This window comes from Streptomyces sp. NPDC001068, assembly GCF_042897315.1.
GTDB lineage: Bacteria > Actinomycetota > Actinomycetes > Streptomycetales > Streptomycetaceae > Streptomyces.
Genome location: NZ_JBIAYD010000008.1, coordinates 1 through 19,085 on the forward strand (window position 1 = coordinate 1; position 19,085 = coordinate 19,085).

Below are 19,085 nucleotides of genomic sequence, written 5' to 3' on the forward strand. Positions count from 1 at the left end.
GCGTTGGTGACCAGCTCGCTGACGACGAGCTGGGCGTCCTGGCTCGGCCGGTGGCCGGGATGGTGACCGGCCCGCGCCAGCAGCGCGCGCACGGCCGCCCGCGCGTCCGCGACCGACACGTCCGTCGTCTCCCACGCGGTGCTGTACCGCAGCGGAGGAGCGGGTTCCTGTTCGTCCGATGCCCGGTTCTTCAGCGGGGTGACCATAGAACTCTTCCCGTGGGTCGTCCTTGTCTTCGTCTTCGCCCTCGTCGCCGTCGTCGTCTCCGCCTTCTCGGCCCTGTACGGCTTCGACGGCTTCCACGGCCTTACGGCTTCACGGCTTCACGGCTTTCACCGAGGGCTTTCGCTGTCGTCCCCGACCATTTACCCGCACTCGCCGCATTCATGGGCCGGCCCGTCGAGGCTCCACCGGACAATTCGAATGAATGCCTGTGCCCGCACTTTCCCTTCACAAACCAGGCACTGATCAGGAGTGCCGGTGAAAACGCGGGGCACTCGGGGGCCAAGGAGGTTGATAATCATGGTTCCCCTGCTTCTTGTTCTGCTTCTCGCCCTGATCCTCTTCGGTGCCGGCTTCGCACTGAAGATCCTGTGGTGGGTGGCCATAGTCGTTCTCGTGCTGTGGCTGCTCGGATTCGTGATGCGTTCCACCAACGCCGGCGGAGGCCGCGGACGCTGGTACCGATGGTGACCTGACTCCGCGCATACCCGCTCGTGGGACCGACCGTGATGACGGTCGGTCCCACGGGCGTGTGAGGGGCCACCGACCGCACGGCCCCGGTCCCGTGGCCCGCACTACCGTCGGGGCACATGATCCCCCTGTTCGCCTTCTTCGGCCCGCTCGCCGGCCCCCGACCGGTGTGGACCCGCGGGGCCCGCCACCGGGATCCGCCGGTTCGCCGTCCGGGCCAATCCGCCGCTCGACCTGCTCCGGATTACGGGTGCAAGCCCGGACACGCAGCGCTGGAGGATCGACGATGGAGCGGACGTCGCGGCATGCCCCGTACGGCTCGGAGCAGCCCGCCCGAGGCGGGCGGCGGACCGCCGTGGTGGGGTCCGGGGTCGCGGGACTGACCGCCGCCCACCTGCTGGCCCGCCGGGGTCACGTCACCCTGTACGAGGCCGACGACCGGCTCGGCGGGCACGCGCACACCCATGAGCTGACGTCGGCGCACGACGGGCGGGTGCACCGCGTCGACTCCGGGTTCATCGTGCACAACCGGCGCACGTACCCGAACCTGCTGCGCCTCTTCGACGAGCTCGGCGTCGTCACGCAGGAGTCGGAGATGAGCATGTCGGTGCGGTGCGAGGGGTGCGGCCTGGAGTACGCGGGCGCGCGGGGCCCGGCGGGGCTCCTGGCCCGGCCCCGCAGCCTCCTGCGGGGCCCCTACCTGCGGCTGCTCGCCGAGGTGCCGGTCTTCCACCGGGCGGCCCGGCGGCTGCTCGCCGAGGGCTCCGGCGGCGCCGAGGACACGCACGGCACGCTGACCCTGGGCGGGTTCCTGGACCGGGAGGGCTTCTCCGCGTACTTCCGCAGCCACTTCATGACCCCGCTGGTGTCGGCGGTGTGGTCCTGCGACGCCGCGACCGCCCAACGCTACCCGGCCGCCTACCTGTTCCGGTTCCTTGAGCACCACGGCATGCTCTCCGTGCACGGCTCACCGGTGTGGCGCACGGTGAGCGGCGGTTCGCGCGAGTACGTCGACCGGATCGCCAAGCAGATCCCCGAGGTGCGCACCGGCACACCGGTGCGGGCGGTGCGACGGCACTCCGACGGCGCCGACGTCACGGCCGGCGACGGCACCACGGAGTCGTACGACGCCGTGGTGATCGCGGTCCATCCGGACCAGGCCCTGCGCCTGCTGGCCGACGCCACCGAGTCGGAGCGCGAGGTGCTGGGCGCGTTCCGCTACTCCCGCAACGAGACGCTCCTGCACACCGACACCACGCTGCTGCCCCGGGCCCGGGGCGCCCGGGCCTCGTGGAACTACCTGATGCCGGCGTGCGGGGCCGGCGCGGACCGGGTGCGGGTCAGCTACGACATGAACCGGCTGCAACGCCTGGACGCCGCCGAGACGTTCGTGGTGACCCTGGGCGGCGCGGACCGGGTGGACCCGGACCGGGTACTGGCCCGCATGACCTACGAACACCCCGTCTACACGCCCGAGTCGGTGGCCGCCCAGCAGCGCCTGCCCGAACTCTCCGGCCCCGGCTGCGTGTTCGCGGGCGCCTATCACGGCTGGGGGTTCCACGAGGACGGCTGCCGCTCCGGCGTCGAGGCCGCCGCGGCGCTGGGAGCGCGCTGGTGACCGCCGTACCCGCCCTGTACCCGTGCACCGTCGCGCACGTGCGCACCGCGCCCCGGCGGTACGTGCTGCGGCACCGCACCTACCTGTGGCTCGTCGACCCCGACCGGCCGCCCCGGCTCCCGCGCCCGCTGCGCCCGCTCGCCCGGTTCGACCCCCGCGACCACTTCACCGGCGACCGTCCCACGATCCGCGCCGGACTCGACGACTTCCTCGCCGCCCGGGGGGTGTCCCTGGACGGCGGGCACGTGCTGATGCTCGCGCACGCCCGGGTCCTCGGATACGTCTTCAACCCCCTCACCCTGTACTGGTGCCACGGCCCGGGCGGCGAGCTGCGCTGCGTGGTCGCGGAGGTGCACAACACGTACGGCGGCCGGCACTGCTATCTGCTGCGCCCGGACGCGGCCGGTACCGCACGCGCCGACAAGCGGTTCTACGTCTCGCCGTTCTTCCCCGTCGACGGCGGCTACCGGATGCGGGTGCCGCCGCCGGGGCAGCGGCTCGACCTGACCGTGCACCTGGACCGCGAGGCGGGCCGGGCTTTCACCGCGACCGTACGCGGTACCCGGCGGGAGGCGACCCCGGCGGCGCTGCTGCGGCTGGCGCTGCGCCGTCCCTGGTCCACCCTCGCCGTCGCGGCCGCCATCAGATTCCACGGCATCCGCCTCTACCTGCGGGGACTGCCCGTCCAACCCCGGCCCGACGCCCACCGCACCCCGAAGGACACGCCATGAGGACCGCAGAGTCCCACACCGCCACCACACCCCCGTCCACACCCGCCTCCGTCCCAGGTCCCGGCTCCGGCCCCGCTGCGGGCTCCGAACCCGGCTCCGCATCCGCTCCGGGCTCCGGCACCGCATCCGCATCCGCATCCGGCTCCGCCAACCCGCCCGCCGACCCGCCCGCCGAACCCGCCGCGGCCCACGCCCGCTGGCCCGACGTCGCCGTCGTACCGCCCGCCTCGTGGGCGCGTACCGCCGTGGCCGAAATACTGGTCCGCCGGGCCCTGCGCGGGCTGCCGCTGTGGGCACGGTTCGGCGGGGCGGAGCCCCTCGGGCTCGGCGGGCCGCTGCTGGAGGTGCGCGACCCGGCCGCCTTCCACGCCCGCGTCGGCGCCGCCGGGCTCGTCGGGTTCGGCGAGTCCTACATGGCCGGCGAGTGGGACGCCCCCGACCTGGTCGCCGCCCTCACGGTGCTCGCCGAGCACGCCGCCGACCTGGTCCCGGCCCCGCTGCAGCGGCTGCGCCGGCTGTGGGCGCTGCGGCACCCGCACGCGGAGCGCAACACCCCCGACGGCTCCCGCGCCAACATCAGCCGCCACTACGACCTCTCCAACGACCTCTTCGCCCTCTTCCTCGACGACACCCTCACCTACTCCTCCGCCGTCTTCCGCGGCTTCCCCGCCGGCCCCGACCTGCTCGCCGCCGCCCAGCACCGCAAGATCGACCGGCTGCTCGACCTGGCCGGCGTCGGCGAGGGCACCCGGCTGCTGGAGATCGGCACCGGCTGGGGCGAACTGGCCCTGCGTGCCGCCGCCCGCGGCGCCCGGGTCACCTCGCTCACCCTCTCCCGGGAACAGCGCCAACTGGCCCTGGAACGGGTGCGCGCGGCGGGCCACGGCGACCGGGTCACCGTCGAGCTGTGCGACTACCGCGAGGCACGCGGGACGTACGACGCCGTGGTCAGCGTCGAGATGATCGAGGCGGTCGGCGCCGAGTTCTGGCCGGTGTACTTCCGTACCCTCGACGAACGGCTGGTCCCCGGCGGCCGGGCGGCGCTCCAGGCCATCACCATGCCGCACGAGCGGATGCTCGCCTCCCGGTCCACCTTCACCTGGATCCACAAGTACGTCTTCCCCGGCGGCCTCATCCCGTCCACCCGGGCGATCGAGGAGACCGTCGTCGAGAACACCGGACTGCGTCTGACCCGCCGTGACGCCTTCGGCGCCCACTACGCCGAGACCCTGCGCCTGTGGCGGGAGCGGTTCACCGAACGGGCCGAGGAGGTCGCGGCGCTCGGCTTCGACGAGACCTTCCGCCGCCTTTGGACCTTCTACCTCGCCTACTCCGAGGCCGGCTTCAGGTCCGGCTACCTCGACGTGCAGCAGTACCTGTTCACGAAGGAGGGCACCGCCCGATGAGCACCACCGCCGCGCCGAAGGCACCCGGCGCCGCACACCGTCTCACCGCCCTGGCCGAGGACCTGCTCGGCGGGCCGCTCCCGGTGCGGCTGCGCGCCTGGGACGGCAGCGAGACGGGCCCCGCCGGCGCCCCGCTGGTCGTGCTGCGGTCCCGGCGCGCGCTGCGCCGCCTGCTCTGGCAGCCCGGCGAACTCGGGCTGGCGCAGGCGTACGTCACCGGCGAACTCGACATCGAGGGCGACCTCGGCGAGGGGCTGCGGACGGTGTGGACCGCCGTCCGGGAACGGGGCCTGCGCCCGCCCCGGCTGACACCCGCCGACCGGGCCAGAGCGCTGGCCGCCGCCGTACGCCTGGGCGTCGTGGGCCCGCCGCCGGCCGCCCCCGCCTCCCAGGCCAGGCTGCACGGAGGCCTGCACAGCCGGGCCCGCGACCGGGCCGCCGTCAGCCACCACTACGACCTGTCCAACGAGTTCTACGGCCTCCTCCTCGACGACACCATGGCCTACTCGTGCGGCTACTGGGCGGGCGAGGACCCCGGCTTCACCGCCGCCGACGCCCAGCGGGCCAAGCTGGAGCTGATCTGCCGCAAGCTCGGCCTGAGGCCCGGCGCCCGGCTGCTGGACATCGGCTGCGGCTGGGGCTCGCTCACCCTGCACGCCGCCGAACGGCACGGGGCCCGCGTCACGGCCGTCACGCTTGCCCGCGAACAGGCGGCGTTCGTGCGCGAGCGGGTCGCCGAGCGCGGCCTGGCCGACCGGGTCGAGGTGGTGTGCCAGGACTACCGCGACATCGCGGGCGGCGGCTTCGACGCCGTGAGCACGATCGAGATGGGCGAGCACGTCGGCGACGCCCAGTACCCGGCGTTCGCCGCCGCCCTGCACCGGTTCCTGCGACCGCGCGGACGGCTGCTGGTGCAGCAGATGTCACGCGGCCGCACCGCTCCCGGCGGCGGCCCGTTCATCGAGGCGTACATCGCTCCCGACATGCACATGCGGCCGCTCGGCGAGACGACGGGGCTGCTGGAGGCCGCCGGCCTGGAGGTCCGGCACACCGAGTCGCTGCGCGAGCACTACGTCCGTACGATCGCCGCCTGGCACCGCACCCTGGAGGACCGGTGGGCGTCGTTCGTCCGCCTGGCCGGGGAGGAGACCGCGCGGGTGTGGCGGCTCTACCTGGCCGGCGGGGCGCTGGCCTTCGAGGAGGGCCGCATGGGCGTCGACCAGATCCTGTGCGTACGGCGCGACGCCGGCGGTGACAGCGGCATGCCGGCGACCACGCTCGGGTGGTACGAGGGGCTGGAGAAGCCGTGACCGGTTTTCCGTGGCACGCGTTCGCGCCCAACCTGGCCTGGGCCGCCGCCGCGGCCCTCGCGGTGATGCTGGTGACCTTCGCCGTGGCGGTGCGGGTGGGCCTGCACCGCGTGGTGGACGTCGCGTGGGGAATCGGGTTCGCCGCCGTCGCCGTGGTGACCTTCGCGGCCTCCGCGGGGCACGGGGACCTCACCCGGCGGCTCCTGGTCACGGCGCTGACCGCCGTGTGGGGGCTGCGGCTCGCCGTGCACATCGCGCGCCGTGGGCGCGGCCACGGCGAGGACCCGCGCTACGAGGAGATGCTCGCCAAGGCCCCCGGCAACCGGGACGCCTACGCCCTGCGGAAGGTCTACCTGCTCCAGGGCGCCCTGGTGTGGCTGGTGTCCCTGCCCGTGCAGGCGGCCCAGTACGTGTCCGGGCCGCCGTCCGCCCTCGCCTGGGCGGGCACCGCGCTGTGGGCGGTCGGTCTCGGTTTCGAGGCGGTCGGGGACGCCCAGCTCGCCCGGTTCAAGGCCGACCCCGCCACCAAGGGGCAGATCATGGACCGGGGGCTGTGGGCCTGGACCCGGCACCCGAACTACTTCGGCGACTTCTGCGTCTGGTGGGGCCTGTTCCTGCTGGCCTGCGACGCCCCGGCCGCCGCCGCGGTGTCGGTGGTGTCCCCGCTGGTGATGAGCCTGCTGCTGATCCGGGGCAGCGGGAAGCGCCTGCTGGAACGGCACATGGCGGACCGGCCCGGCTATGCCGGATACCGCGCCCGTACCAGCGGTTTCTTCCCGCTCCCGCCGCGTCGGCGCTGACCGTCCGCGGACCGCCCCGGACGGCCGGGGCGGCCCGCTTTCAGGCCGGGAAGCCGAGCAGGGCCAGTGGCGGGGTGGTCGGTGCGGATGAGCCGCCCGCCGGTTCCACGGTGACCCCCAGACCCGAGGCCCCGTCGAGGCCGCCCTTCAGCAGCACGGCCTGATCCGTGCGGTCGGGATCCATGAGACCGGCCGACCGCATGGTGCCCGCGTCGTCGAACCAGAGCTGGTAGACCTTGCCTGCGGCGGGGTGCGCCATCCCGGCGACGACGAAGACGGCCTGGTCCCGGCCCTGGGAGACGACGACCGTGCCGGTCGCCCCGTCGCCGAGCGCGGCACTGCGGGTCCGGGCGTCCGGCGCGGCCAGTACGGCGGCGATCTCGGCGGTCCCCTGCCGGGCCCGGCGCGCCTGGCTCAGGGCGTCCTCGGCACGCTGGTGCTGCCACACCGTCGTACCGCCCAGCGCCGCGGCGGCGGCCAGGCAGGCGGCCAGCGCCCACCGGGACAGCAGGCGGCCGCGCGGACCGGAACGGCCCGTCCGGACCGCCGCCGGACCGTCCGGCGACTCCTGCCGGACGGATGAGACGCGGTGCAGCACCCGCTCGCGCATGGCCGGCGCGGGCGACACGGTGACGGCCAGCCCCAGCCGGGCGGCGGTGGCCGACAGTTCGGCGGTCTCCTGCGCGCACGGCTCGCAGCCGGCCAGATGGCGCTCGAACCTGGCACGTTCCTCGCCGGGCAGGGCGTGCAGGGCGTAGGCCCCGGTCATCAGGTGCAGATCGGCGGTGGTGGTCACGCGGACACCCCCAGGCAGTCGCGCATACGGATGAGGCCGTCCCGCAGCCTGGTCTTGACGGTGCCGAGCGGCAGGGTGAGCGCCTCCGCCACCTGGCGGTAGGTCAGCCCGCGGTAGTAGGCGAGGGTGACGGCCTGCCGCTGGATCTCGGTCAGGGTGCGCAGGCACCTCCGCACCTGCTCGCGTTCCAGCCGGGCCTCGACCTGTTCGGTCACCTCGTCGAACTCGGGTGTCCGTTCCAGCAGCGCGGCCTTGTGGTCCCGGGCGGCGGCGGCCTCCACCGAGCGGACCCGGTCCACCGCGCGGCGGTGCGCGAGGGTGAGGATCCAGTTGACGGCCGTACCGCGGTCCGAGCGGTAGCGCGGTGCGGTCCGCCACACCTCCACCAGCACCTCCTGGGCGACCTCCTCCGACTGCGCACGGTCCCGTACGACGGCCCGTACGACACCGAGGACGGGGCCGGCCACCACGTCGTAGACGGAGGCGAACGCGTCCTCGTCACCGAGGGCGACGCGACCCACGAGCTCCTGCAGGTCCGGTTCCGACGCCGGATTCGTGCCGATGTGCACGGCTTCTTTCACAAGGGGCCTCCGCGGTTGGGACATCTCCGGACGTAATCCGGTCCCGGGGAGGTGACGGATTGGTCCTCCCGACGAGGAAACCGCACGTACCCCGCCCGGAGGCCCTCACACCGGCCCGACACGAGCGGCGGCGACGCGGTGCGCCGAACCGGGGCCGGCCCTTCACCGCGGCGGGAACGGCCGTGCCGTGGGCCGCCCGCGCAGTACGGCACCGGCGAGCAGGGAGCCGGCGAGGGCGACGACCCCGGCCGTGACCATCCCCGCGTGCAGCCCGCCCAGGACGTCGGCGCGGGACGCGCTGGCACCCGACGACAGCGCGCCGGTGCGGGCCGCGGCGATCGCGCCGAGCCCCGAGACGCCGATCGCGGCCACGTACTGCGGCAGTTGCGACAGACCTCCGACGACCCCCTGGTCCTCCTCGGTGACGCCGGTGGTCATCACGGTGATGAAGGAGACGACGCTCAGGACGTGGCCGAGCCCCATGACGGAGGAGGTGACGAGCAGCGCGGGCAGGTCGGTGCGGGCCGGCAGGACGAACATCGAGGCCGTGCCGACGCCCTGGACGAACAGGCCCGCGGCCAGCACCCGGGCCCCGCCGAACCGGCCGAGCAACCGGCCGACACACATGCCTCCGAGCGTGGCCGCGACGCCCTCACCGAGGTAGCAGAGGCCGGCCCGGAGGGCCGTGAAGCCCAGCACGTCCTGCATGTAGAGGCTGAGCAGCACGGTCGTACCCGCGCACATGCCGAAGGTGACGACGCCGAAGAGCCCCGCCCACTTCACGGACGGCCGGTTCAGCACGGACAGCGGCACCAGCGGCTCCGGGTGGCGCCGCTCGGCCAGCAGGAATCCCACCAGCAGCACCAGGCCGCCGGCGATCGGGCCGAAGGCCGCGGGGCGCGACCAGCCCTGGTCACCGCCGGTGGAGATGCCGTACACCAGGCCGAAGAGGCCGAGCGTGGCCAGGACCGCACCGGGGATGTCCATCCGCCGGGCGGCACCGGACTCGTGGATCGGCGGCAGACACAACGCGCCCGCCAGTGCCGACACGCCCATCACGGACAGCGCGACCATGGTCCAGCGCCAGCTGAAGCCGTTGGTGATGACACCGCCGCCGAGCGCGCCGAGCACGAAGCCCAGTGACATGACGGCCCCGTTGAGGCCGAGGGCGCGGGCCCGCTCGGGGCCCTCCCTGAAGTAGCCGGTCATCAGGGCGACGGCGGCCGGGGCGATCATCGCGGCGGCGGTGCCCTGCCCGATACGGGCGGCGATCAGCACGCCGGGGCCGGTGGCGAGGGCGGCGCCGAGCGAGAACAGGGTGAACACGGCGACCCCGACGGTGAACAGCCGCTTGCGTCCGATCAGGTCGGCGACCCGCGCGAACAGGGGCAGCAGGCTCGCCGACGGCAGCAGGCTCGCGGTGGCCACCCACTGCAGGGTGCCCGTCGAGGAGAACCCGAGGGCGGCGCCGATGTCGGGCAGGGCGACGGTGACGACGGAGAAGTCGAGGCCGCACATGAACGTGGCGCAGCACAGTGTGAGCAGCACCCGCCACTCCCGTGCCCCGAAGGCGGCGCCGGTGGCGGGGGGTCCGGGCGGTGCGGCGGCGGCACGCGTGGCGCGGGCGGGGGGCGACGACTCGGTGACGGCCATGAACGGTCCTTCCTGGCGGTGCCTTTGACCTGTTCACCTTCGGATCGGGGAACCCGCGCAACAAGGACGTTCTGTGCAACGATCGATTCGCTGGACTCATCGTTCGAGGCCACGGAGACGAGGGGCACGGGGGACCCGGTGATGGAACGCCAGGAGATCGAGATCTTCCTGACCCTCGCGGCGGAGCTGCACTTCGGGCGGACCGCCGAGCGGGTGGGCGTCTCGCAGAGCCGGGTCAGTCAGACCGTCGCCCGGCTGGAGCGCCGCATCGGGGCCAGGCTGTTCGACCGCACCAGCCGCCAGGTCGCCCTCACGCCCATCGGGGAACAGCTCCGGGACGATCTCGCCCCCGCGTGGCGGGGGTTGGAGGAGGCCGTAGCCAGGGCCATGGCGGCGGGACGGGGCATCACCGGCTCGCTGCGGGTCGGCTTCTCCGGCGCGTTCACGGGCCATTTCCTGCACAGTGTCGCCGAGGTGTTCACACGCCGGTACCCGGGGGTGGACGTGCGGATACGCCAGGTGCAGATCTCCGACCCCTACGGTCCGCTGCGCGCCGGAGACGTCGAACTCCAGGTCACCGAGCCCCCGTTGGCCGAGCCCGACCTGACGCTGGGGCCGGTGCTGGTGTCTCAGCCCAGGGTGCTGCTGATGTCGTCCGCGCACCCGTTGGCGCGGCACGGGTCGGTGAGCGTGGAGGACCTGGCGGAGTCGACGCTGCTGACGGTCGCCGGGAACGTGCCGGCGCACTGGCTGGACCACCACTTCCCGCGGCGGACGCCGTCGGGCCGGCCCATCCCGCACGGGCAGGCCATGACGCACTGGGAGGACGCGCTCTCCCTGGTCCTGGCGGGCAAGGGCGTGACCCCGGTGGCGGCCGCGGGCGCGCACTACTACAGCCGACCCGGCCTGGTCTTCAGGCCGTTCACGGACGCCCCCGGCATCGACTACGCCTTCGTGTGGCCCACCGGTCACGAGACGGCCCGGCTGCGGGCCTTCGTCCGGACGGCCATGGACCGGGTCCGCGAGGCGGGCGGCCCGGAGCGGGCGGTGGAGAGCCTGTGGACGGACGGGAGCACCGGCGCCTGAGGCGGACCCCGGCCGCGGAGTCCCCCGGGTGGGGAACCGCGAGGACTCCGGGCACACTTTGCGTGTTGCAGTCCCTCCGAGAGACAGGATGAGCCACGGAATGATCACGCTCACCAAGGAAGACGGCCCGGCGGACCTGGACGGAGTGACCCACCTGTCCCTCGGGGTCTCCTGGGATCCCACGGCCGGCAGCAGCGGCGGCGTGCTGGGCAAGCTCCGCCGCCAGAGCGGCACCGACCTCGACCTGATCGCCATAGCCCTGCAGGGCGGGGACCCGGTGCGCCTCGCGGGTCTCGACTCGCTCGACCCGATGGGCAACGGCTCGCTGGTCCACAGCGGCGACAACCAGACCGGCCGCGGGGACGGTGACGACGAGACGGTGACCGTGGAGTTCGCCCGGATCCCGCCCAACATCACGTCGATCGTGTTCGTGGCGGCCGCGTACAAGAAGGGCAGTTCCTTCCAGAAGGCACGCAACGTCAGCTTCAAGGTCTACGACGCGACCGGCGGCAGCTCTCAGCAGGTCGCCGACATCTGGCCCAGCCTGCTCACCCAGGACAACGGCTGCGCCGTGGCCAAGGCGGTCCGGGTCGGGGGCGGTTGGAAGCTCGAGGTGATCAACGTGACCGGCCGGATCAAGCAGGGTGACGAGCATGCCCTCATGCGTTTCGCGGTCAGCAAGTAATACCGCGCCGAGGCCCTCCTCGGCCGCGGCACCGCGCGGCGGCACCCCCGGCGGTCCCGGCGGCGACCGGCCGCGTAGGGACGGCCAGCGGAGTGACAGGGCGTCGCGTCACCCGGAAAAGACACGGAACGTCGCCATACCGTGCCGTCATGAAGACACAGCGTCATGCCGGTGCCGCCTGGAGACGAGCAGGCGGCACCGGCCTGTCCGGTCCCGGCAGGCTCACGCTCCTGGGCATGCTGGCCCTGGTACTGGTCACTCTGGCGGCGGCCGGCACGCCGGCCGCCGCCGCACAGCGGTCGGGTGCCATGCTGACCGTGAGGTTCACCAACAACAGTGACCGCGACCTGACCCTGGGCCCGTTCGAATACAACGGGTGCCCCGCCGCCCTGCCGAACCACATCAACGCGGGCGCCACCGCCAGCTGGACCCTCCACGCGTGCAACAACCCCCGCGGCAACATCGGGACCGTGGCCTTCAACGTCTACCGGGAGTCCGGCCGGGTGAACATCGGCTGGGACGCGCCCCTGCTCGGCGCGGCCGGCTACACCGCGTCGGCACCGCCCGGCTACGTGATCAGCCACAGCGGCGGTCAGGGCCTCGACCCCACGGTCGACTTCACCTTCGACTGCAACTCCACGACCTGCGACGGGATCCCCGACAGCTGGAAGCGCAACGGCGTCTACATCAACCCGGCCGACGGCAGCGCCCACACCGGGCCCGGCCCCGGCCTGAAGTTCATCGACCTGCCCGCGATGGGGGCCACGGTGAACAAGCCGGACATCTTCGTCCAGACGGACTGGATGGCGGACAAGACACACAGCCACGCCCTCTCGGCCGAGGCGATCAAACGGGTGGTCACCGCCTTCGCCAACTCGCCGTACCACCGCCACTCGCCCAGCACCGGCATCAACCTGCACGTGGACGCCGGGCGGGACAGCGTCCTCGACTTCGCGGCCGGCACGACGTGGGGAGACCTGAGTACGGCCCGGCAGCTCCCGGAGACGAAGAACCTGGGCACCTCGGTCAACGGCCTCTACCAGTGGAACGCCTTCAACACGATCAAGACGCAGACCGGAGGCTTCAAGAGCACCGGCCGGGCGCCGATCTTCCACTACGCCGTCTCGGCGCACAACCTGGAACCCGGCAGCGAATCCAGCGGCATCGCCCCCACCCCGGGCAGTGACCTGATCGTCAGTCTGGGCAGCTTCGCCGACCAGGTGGGCACCGTCTCCGAGCAGGCCGGCACGTTCATGCACGAGTTGGGCCACGACCTCAACCTGGAGCACGGCGGGAACGACAACGTCAACCACAAGCCGCAGTACTTCAGCGTGCTGAACTACGCCTACCAGATGGGCCTCACCTCCGGGTCGACCACCGGGAACACGGCGTTCTCCGATCGGAACACCACACTCGACGAGACCAGTCTCGACGAAAGGTCCTACCCGGCCAGCAGTGGCGACTACGACCTCAAGCACTACTGCGCGAACCCGGGAGGGGGCGGCGCCTTCGTCACCGTCCCCGCGGCGGACAAGCAGGTCGACTGGAACTGCGACGGCCTGATCAGCGAGAACCGGGTCAGCTACGACGTCAACGGCGACGGACGGCACACCCGGCTCACCGGCTGGGACGACTGGGGCAACCTCCTGCTGCGCGTCGGCTCCATCGGCACCAGCGCCTCGGGCAGCATGCCGGCACCGACCACCGAGAACGAGATGACCCCGGCCGACGAGGCCATGAACGAGCCGCTGGACACCACGCCCCCGGTCACCAGGGCCACGACGACCCCCCGCCCCGACGCGTACGGCGTCCACCACTCGGACGTCACCGTCGCCCTCATGGCCACGGACGACGTGTCCGGTGTGGCCAGGACCGAGTACGACCTCGACGGCAGGGGCTGGAAGCACTACACCTCGCGGATCAAGGTGCGCGGCGACGGCACGCACCGCCTGCGATTCCGCTCGGTGGACCACGCGCAGAACCACGAGCGCGTGAAGTCCCTCGACATCCGCATCAGGAACGACCACCACGGCCCCCGGCACGCCTGACCCCCGCGCAGACGCCTCCGGACGGCCCACCACGTGCCCCGCACGCGGCGGGCCGTCCGGCGACGGGCCTTGCTGTCGACGCCCGTCGAGTGAGCTGCAGGGACGCTGACCGGGGAGTCGCGGTCCGGGACGAACGTGCCGGGAACGGCGCCTCGGCCGACGGGGGTACAAGGTAATGGGCGGCCCAAAGGTCTGCAGTGCAACGCTCTTCGATTGATCAAGATTTGCCTCGAAGGGCTCGTCGACCGTGCGGGGGCCGCATTCCGGCCATCTGCCCGCACCTGATGTGTCTTATGGTTCGGCCAACTCCAGCAGACAGGTGACTGGATCTCGGCGGCTGTGCGCGGCGACGTCCCACGGCCCGGGGGGAACACGTCCATGAGCCGTAAGCGGCTGCTCGCGACATCCGCTGCCGTCCTCTCCGTACTGATGTGCAACCTCGGTGCCGGCGTCGCCCACGCCGACACCGGCACGGCCCTGTACGTCGACGACGACGCTGCCGGCTGCAGCGACACCGGACCCGGCTCGCAGGCGGAGCCCTTCTGCCAGATCCAGCCCGCCGCGGACGGGGCGGCGCCCGGGGACACCGTGTGGGTGGCGCGGAACAAGACCCGGTACGCACCGGTGACCATCAGGTCGGCCGGCACCGTGGACGCGCCCGTCACCTTTGCCACCGGTCCCGGCGACAACCCGACGGCCACCCGAACCGGCGTCCTGGGCGACACCGCGACTCCGGCGATGACCTTCTCCGGCGCCCGGTACGTCGACGTGACCGGATTCAACCTCTCGTCGACCGGGACGAGCACCCTGGTGGTCTCCCGGTCCCAGCACATCACCTACGACTCGGGCGATGTCGACACGGCTCGGACGGCCCCCGCCACCGCGCAGACGATCAGCGTCGACGGTTCGTCCTCCGGTGTCTCCCTCACCCGTCTGAGCATCGAATCCGCCCCCGGCGGCCTGGCCTTCGCCAGCGCGGCCGGAGCACAGGACATCACGCTGGCCGGCGACATCACTCGGCTCGGTGGCGGCATCTCGGCCGCCGGCACCACGGGCCTCCACCTTGCCGGTGACACCGTCCGGACGGTCTGCGGCAACGCCGTCAGCCTGACCGACGGCAGCTCGGGGACCGTGGAGAACACCGTCATGCTCCCCGACCCGCAGGCACCCTGCTCCGGCACCGGGGCTCCCGCCGAGATCACGGTGGACGCCGCCTCCGCACCGCACGTCACGGCGGACTACAACGCGGTCAACCCGCTGTCGACCGGCACCGACTACGACTGGGCGGGCACCGCCTACGCCACCGGCCAGGCGTTCCTGACCGGCACCGGTCAGGGAGCCCACGACCTGGACCAGACGGACGTGGCGCTCTCCGCCACGTCCGGTGCTCCCTCGGAGCACTCGCCGCTGATCGATTCGGCCGACGCCGACGCTCCCGGCGAGCTCCCCACCGACCTCCACGGAGCGCGGCGCGTCGACGACCCGCTCGTCACCGACACCGGCTCCGGTACCCACGACCGGGGCGCGGTCGAGTTCCAGGACCCGCTGAGCCTCGGTATAGCCGGCCGCTCGTCCCAGGCCGTGTACGTCGGCGTGCCGGTCACCTTCTCGGCCGACCTGATCAACCCGTGGTCGGACTCCCTGGACGGCTACACCTACACCTTCGACTTCGGGGACGGCACCACGGCCCCGTCCACCACCGGTTCGGCCACGCACACGTACACGCAGCCCACGACGGGCACGAACATCTACGCCACGGTCACGGTGTACCGGCCGGACGGCACCAGGATGGGCACCGAGGCCAGCTACTACCTGTCCGTCAGACCGGTTCCGTCGCTGACCGGAAACCTCACCTGCGGGACCGGCCCTGGCCTCCCGGACGGCACGGTCTGCCACTTCGACGCCTCCGGATACAGCGGCTACACGATCACCGGTGACCGGATCACCTTCGGCGACGGCTCGGCGGCCGTCTCCGTCACGGGCGCCGAGGGGTATGTGCGGCACACGTACGCCGCCGCCGGCTCGTACACCGTCACCCAGCGGCTCACCGACTCCGACGGACGTACCGCCACCGACACCACCCGGACCACCGTCGGCCCGGCATACGTCGCCGTCGGCCCGAAGCGCATCCTCGACACCCGCAGCGGCACCGGTGCGGCCAAGCGCCGGGTCGGGCCCGGTGGCGTGGTCCGCCTCAAGGTCCTCGGTGCGGGCGGTGTCCCGACCTCCCGGGTGACCGCGGTGACCCTGAACGTCACCGACGCCGACGCCACCGCGAGCAGCTACGTCACGGTGTACCCGCACGGCACCGGCCGCCCGACCGCGACCAGCCTCGACTTCACCGCCGGGCGGAGCAACCCGAACCTGGTCACGGTCCGGGTGGGCACGGATGGCTGCATCGACCTGTACAACGCCCACGGCTACGTCGATCTCGTCGCCGACGTGCAGGGCTATTTCACGACCAGGGCCGGCGACGGTGACGACCGGATGGGCAACCTCGCCCCCGCCGCCCCGACCCGGATCCTGGACACCCGCTACGGCACCGGAGCGGCCAAGAGCAAGGTCGCGTCCGGCAGCACGACGACCGTCACGCTGCCGAAGGGAGAACGGTCGGCCGAGACCATCGGCGCCGTCCTCGACGTCACCGTGACGGGAGGCACCGGCAGCGGCGCGGTCACCGTCTACTGCGGCAGCCGCCCCACCACGTCGAACCTCAACTACCGCACCGGGCAGACCGTCTCCAACCTGGTCGTGACGAAGGTGTGCGGCGGCGGCAAGATCAAGATCTACAACAGCGGCGGACACGTCAACCTGATCGCCGACCTCCAGGGCGTCTACACCGACTACAACGCCGACGGCGACAGCGCTCCTGTGGGCAGCCCCTTCGTGCCGGCCACCCCCACCCGCTTCCTCGACACCCGCAACGGCACCGGCGCCCCGGCCAGACCGCTCGGCGCTAACAGCACCCTCACCGTGAAGATCGCCGGAGTCCACGGCGTCCCGGCCGACGCGACCGCCGTACTGGTCAACCTCACCGGCGTCGCCCCGACCACCGGTACCCACCTCACCGCGTACGGCGCCGGCAGCCTGCCCGCCGTGTACAACGACAACCTGAGCACCGGCGAAACCCGCCCGGTCCTGGCCGTGATCCGCGTCGACGCCAACGGCGACATCCACATCCACAACGCGAACGGATCCCTCAACGTCCTCGCCGACCTCGAGGGTTACATCGGCTGACCGAACGCGAGCCCGGTGCCCGGCCTCCGGAGGCCTGGTCCTGTACACCCGACCTCATTGAGTAAAGTCCTCGCACCAACAGTGCAGTTCAGGGGGAGCAAGTGAAGAGAGTGCGGCTCGGTGTCGTGACGGCGTCGGTGCTGCTCGCGGCAAATCCGGTGGTGGCCGGATCCGCGGCAGCCGTGGAGGACGACACGGGCACCGTGCTCCCCGTGGCCGGCTTCAGCAGCCTGATGGTCGATCCGGTGCATGACCGGCTCTTCCTCAGCGGCGGCAGCCGCGCCGACAAGATCCTCGTCACGGACCTGTCCGGTGCCGAGATCGGCGAGATCGCGGACGAGCCGGGGGCGACCAAGCTGGCGCTGTCGCCCGACAGCACCACCCTGTACGCGCTGCTGCCGGACCAGGGCGCGATCTCAGCCGTCGACACGACGACGCTCTCGGAGGTCGCCCGCTACGACACCGGCGGCAAGGCCGGAACCGCGGACCGCCCCGTCCCCGCCTCACTCGCGTTCAGCGCGGGAAGGATCTGGTTCACCTATACACAGGGCGACAGCGGCGGGCTCGGATCCCTCGATCCCGCGGATCCGGCCGCGCCGGCCACCCGCACGGAACTGGGCCGGGGGTACGCCGTGCAGGCGAGCCCCGAGGCGCCGGGCACCCTGGCGGTCTCCCTCCAGGTGGCCGGTCACCCGGAACTCGACGTCGTCGACGTCGCCACCGGCACGCCCCGGATCACCGCGCACGCGCCCGGCGTCTGGTCGTCCCGCCTCGCGATCACGCCCGACGGACAGGGCGTGGCCACCGACGGCAACGGCGTCCTGCGGCTCGCCGACCTCTCCCGGGACACCGATTACAGCTCCTTTCCCGCGGGAGGATCGCTGAACAGCTTCGCCTTCGCCTCCGACGGGACCATGGCCGTGGGGAACTGGGAGGGCATGGGCAGTTCGGTCCACGAGAGTGTCACGACCCTGTCGGCCCAAGGCACTCAGACCCTGCGGAGCTACAGTTTCCCGGACTTCCAGTCCACCGGGATCACGGTGCAGGACATCGCGTGGACTCCCGACGGCTCCCGTCTGCTGTCGGTGATCGACACCATGGGCACCCTGCGGCTGCACGAACTGACGCGGCCGCGAGCGGCCCAGACCTCGATGGCCGTCACCTACGACGATCTGACCCTCAACACGGGAACCGCCGTCCCCGAGACCGGCAGGGTGAACAGCTCACTCCGTTTCCCGACCGGCGCCCTGGTCCACATCAGCCGCACGGACGCGGCACATCCCGGCGGTGTCGTGCTTCCCGACGCACCCCTCACCCCCGACGGCGGCTTCGCCGTCCGGGACACCCCGCCCGGCACGGGGACGTACACCTACCAGGTGCGATATCCCGGCGATGCCGACCACCTGCCGTCGCAGACCACCGCGACGATACGCGTGGCCAAGGTGCTCGGCGTCGCCACCGACGCCGGCAGCTACGCCTACGGCGCCACCGCGAAGGCCACCGCGCACCTGAGCGTGGACTTCAAGGGCGCGAAGGTCTCCCTCTACGCTCAGCCCGCCGGCGCCGGCAAGCGGCTGCTGAAATCGGGCACCGTGGATTCCTCCGGCAACCTCACCGCGAGCTACCAGGTCACCAGAGACACGACGTTCACCGCGGTGTTCGCCGGCGCCCACGACTACTACGCCGCCACCGCCACCAGATCGGCGGGCGTCCACGCCTCGGTTCACGGTTCGCTGAGCGGCTACTACACGACCACGTCCTACGGGAACACGTCGTACCGGGTCTACCACCACACCGCGAAGCAGAAGTACACGGTGACCGTCGCCCCCGCGAAGCCCGGAGCATGCGTACGGCTGCTCGTGCAGCACTACCACTCCGGGTCCTGGCAGACCTCGAAGGACCTGAGCTGCGTCCGCCTGAACGCGACCAGCGGCTCTACCTACTCGTTCTCCTACACCGGGCCGACCGGCGACCGGTTCCGCGTCAGGGCGGAGTCCGACCCGCAGGGCACCGACACGGCCAACTCGCCCACGTGGAGCGGCTGGAGCTACTTCACGATCCGCACCTGACGACCTCCCGGCCGTTGATCACGGTCGGGGGCGTGGAACAGGACTCGTGCGGTGATCACCAGGCACTCCCGCAGGTCACCGACCGCCCGGTCGACCAGGTGGAGGCGCCGACGTCGGGCCATCGCTCACCGGTCCGGACGACAAGGAACCCCCGGGTCCACGCCCTTGGGGTTTCCGCTGGAGCGGGTGACGCGAATCGAACTCCCGCTCTCAGCGCGGACCCGGCGGCCTCGGTCAGCCGGTCGTGGCGCACGGTGGACGGGCCGTGGGAGTTGCGTTCGCGAATGCACAGTGCCCGGGAGAACAGACGGGCCGCGCCGGTCGCCGCCGTGCGTCCTCATGGCGGCAACCGGGCGGAGCGGACCATACCGT

Annotated in this window: 14 protein-coding genes and 1 pseudogene; 11 read left to right on the forward strand and 4 right to left on the reverse strand. The window is 72.4% G+C overall.

Features of this window, described 5'->3' with window-relative positions; all coding sequences use genetic code 11:
* Nucleotides 1-206, reverse strand: a pseudogene (locus ACFY3I_RS22560) (hypothetical protein); the annotation flags it as partial.
* A gap of 316 nt (nt 207-522) precedes the next feature.
* Between ACFY3I_RS22560 and ACFY3I_RS22565 the strand changes: the two are divergent.
* From ACFY3I_RS22565 to ACFY3I_RS22590, 6 genes are all read left to right on the forward strand, one after another.
* Entirely contained in the window at nt 523-693 is a 171-nt protein-coding gene (locus ACFY3I_RS22565; RefSeq protein ID WP_365296533.1) for a hydrophobic protein, read from the forward strand.
* 286 nt (nt 694-979) lie between these two features.
* Nucleotides 980-2,311 carry an NAD(P)/FAD-dependent oxidoreductase gene (locus ACFY3I_RS22570; RefSeq protein WP_390862186.1) on the forward strand — a complete coding sequence of 444 codons (1,332 nt, stop codon included), beginning with the start codon at nt 980-982 and terminating at the stop codon, nt 2,309-2,311.
* A complete protein-coding gene (locus ACFY3I_RS22575) occupies nt 2,308-3,042 on the forward strand; it encodes a DUF1365 domain-containing protein (protein ID WP_390862188.1) in 735 nt (244 codons plus the stop codon). The genes ACFY3I_RS22570 and ACFY3I_RS22575 overlap by 4 nt, the downstream gene beginning before the upstream one ends.
* Nucleotides 3,039-4,448, forward strand: a complete 1,410-nt coding sequence (locus tag ACFY3I_RS22580) for a class I SAM-dependent methyltransferase (RefSeq protein WP_390862190.1) — start codon at nt 3,039-3,041, stop codon at nt 4,446-4,448. Before ACFY3I_RS22575 ends, ACFY3I_RS22580 begins: the two co-directional genes overlap by 4 nt.
* A complete protein-coding gene (locus ACFY3I_RS22585; RefSeq protein WP_390862192.1) occupies nt 4,445-5,758 on the forward strand; it encodes a class I SAM-dependent methyltransferase in 1,314 nt (437 codons plus the stop codon). Before ACFY3I_RS22580 ends, ACFY3I_RS22585 begins: the two co-directional genes overlap by 4 nt.
* Nucleotides 5,755-6,558: a DUF1295 domain-containing protein gene (locus tag ACFY3I_RS22590; RefSeq protein ID WP_390862194.1), complete on the forward strand. Its 804-nt coding sequence runs from the start codon at nt 5,755-5,757 to the stop codon at nt 6,556-6,558. The genes ACFY3I_RS22585 and ACFY3I_RS22590 overlap by 4 nt, the downstream gene beginning before the upstream one ends.
* Nucleotides 6,559-6,598: 40 nt before the next feature.
* Here the strand turns inward: ACFY3I_RS22590 and ACFY3I_RS22595 are convergent, their stop codons facing one another.
* The 3 genes from ACFY3I_RS22595 to ACFY3I_RS22605 all read right to left on the reverse strand — a co-directional run bounded on the left by ACFY3I_RS22595 (nt 6,599) and on the right by ACFY3I_RS22605 (nt 9,588).
* A complete protein-coding gene (locus ACFY3I_RS22595) occupies nt 6,599-7,327 on the reverse strand; it encodes an anti-sigma factor domain-containing protein (RefSeq protein WP_390862707.1) in 729 nt (242 codons plus the stop codon).
* Nucleotides 7,328-7,350: 23 nt separating this feature from the next.
* Nucleotides 7,351-7,935, reverse strand: coding sequence for a sigma-70 family RNA polymerase sigma factor (locus tag ACFY3I_RS22600; protein WP_390862196.1), 585 nt, complete (start codon nt 7,933-7,935; stop codon nt 7,351-7,353).
* A 162-nt stretch (nt 7,936-8,097) separates the two neighbouring features.
* Complete coding sequence (locus ACFY3I_RS22605) at nt 8,098-9,588, reverse strand: MFS transporter (protein WP_390862198.1); 1,491 nt, start codon at nt 9,586-9,588, stop codon at nt 8,098-8,100.
* A gap of 141 nt (nt 9,589-9,729) precedes the next feature.
* On the opposite strand from ACFY3I_RS22605, the gene ACFY3I_RS22610 reads away from it, so the two are divergent.
* The 5 genes from ACFY3I_RS22610 to ACFY3I_RS22630 all read left to right on the forward strand — a co-directional run bounded on the left by ACFY3I_RS22610 (nt 9,730) and on the right by ACFY3I_RS22630 (nt 18,713).
* A complete protein-coding gene (locus ACFY3I_RS22610) occupies nt 9,730-10,674 on the forward strand; it encodes a LysR family transcriptional regulator (protein ID WP_390862200.1) in 945 nt (314 codons plus the stop codon).
* 100 nt (nt 10,675-10,774) lie between these two features.
* Nucleotides 10,775-11,359, forward strand: a complete 585-nt coding sequence (locus tag ACFY3I_RS22615; RefSeq protein WP_390862201.1) for a TerD family protein — start codon at nt 10,775-10,777, stop codon at nt 11,357-11,359.
* A gap of 149 nt (nt 11,360-11,508) precedes the next feature.
* Nucleotides 11,509-13,407 (forward strand): OmpL47-type beta-barrel domain-containing protein, encoded by a 1,899-nt coding sequence (locus ACFY3I_RS22620; RefSeq protein ID WP_390862203.1) that lies wholly within the window; start codon nt 11,509-11,511, stop codon nt 13,405-13,407.
* A 378-nt stretch (nt 13,408-13,785) separates the two neighbouring features.
* Nucleotides 13,786-16,644, forward strand: a complete 2,859-nt coding sequence (locus ACFY3I_RS22625; RefSeq protein WP_390862205.1) for a PKD domain-containing protein — start codon at nt 13,786-13,788, stop codon at nt 16,642-16,644.
* Nucleotides 16,645-16,745: 101 nt separating this feature from the next.
* Nucleotides 16,746-18,713 carry a hypothetical protein gene (locus ACFY3I_RS22630; RefSeq protein WP_390862207.1) on the forward strand — a complete coding sequence of 656 codons (1,968 nt, stop codon included), beginning with the start codon at nt 16,746-16,748 and terminating at the stop codon, nt 18,711-18,713.
* The last annotated feature ends 372 nt before the right edge of the window (nt 18,714-19,085 follow it).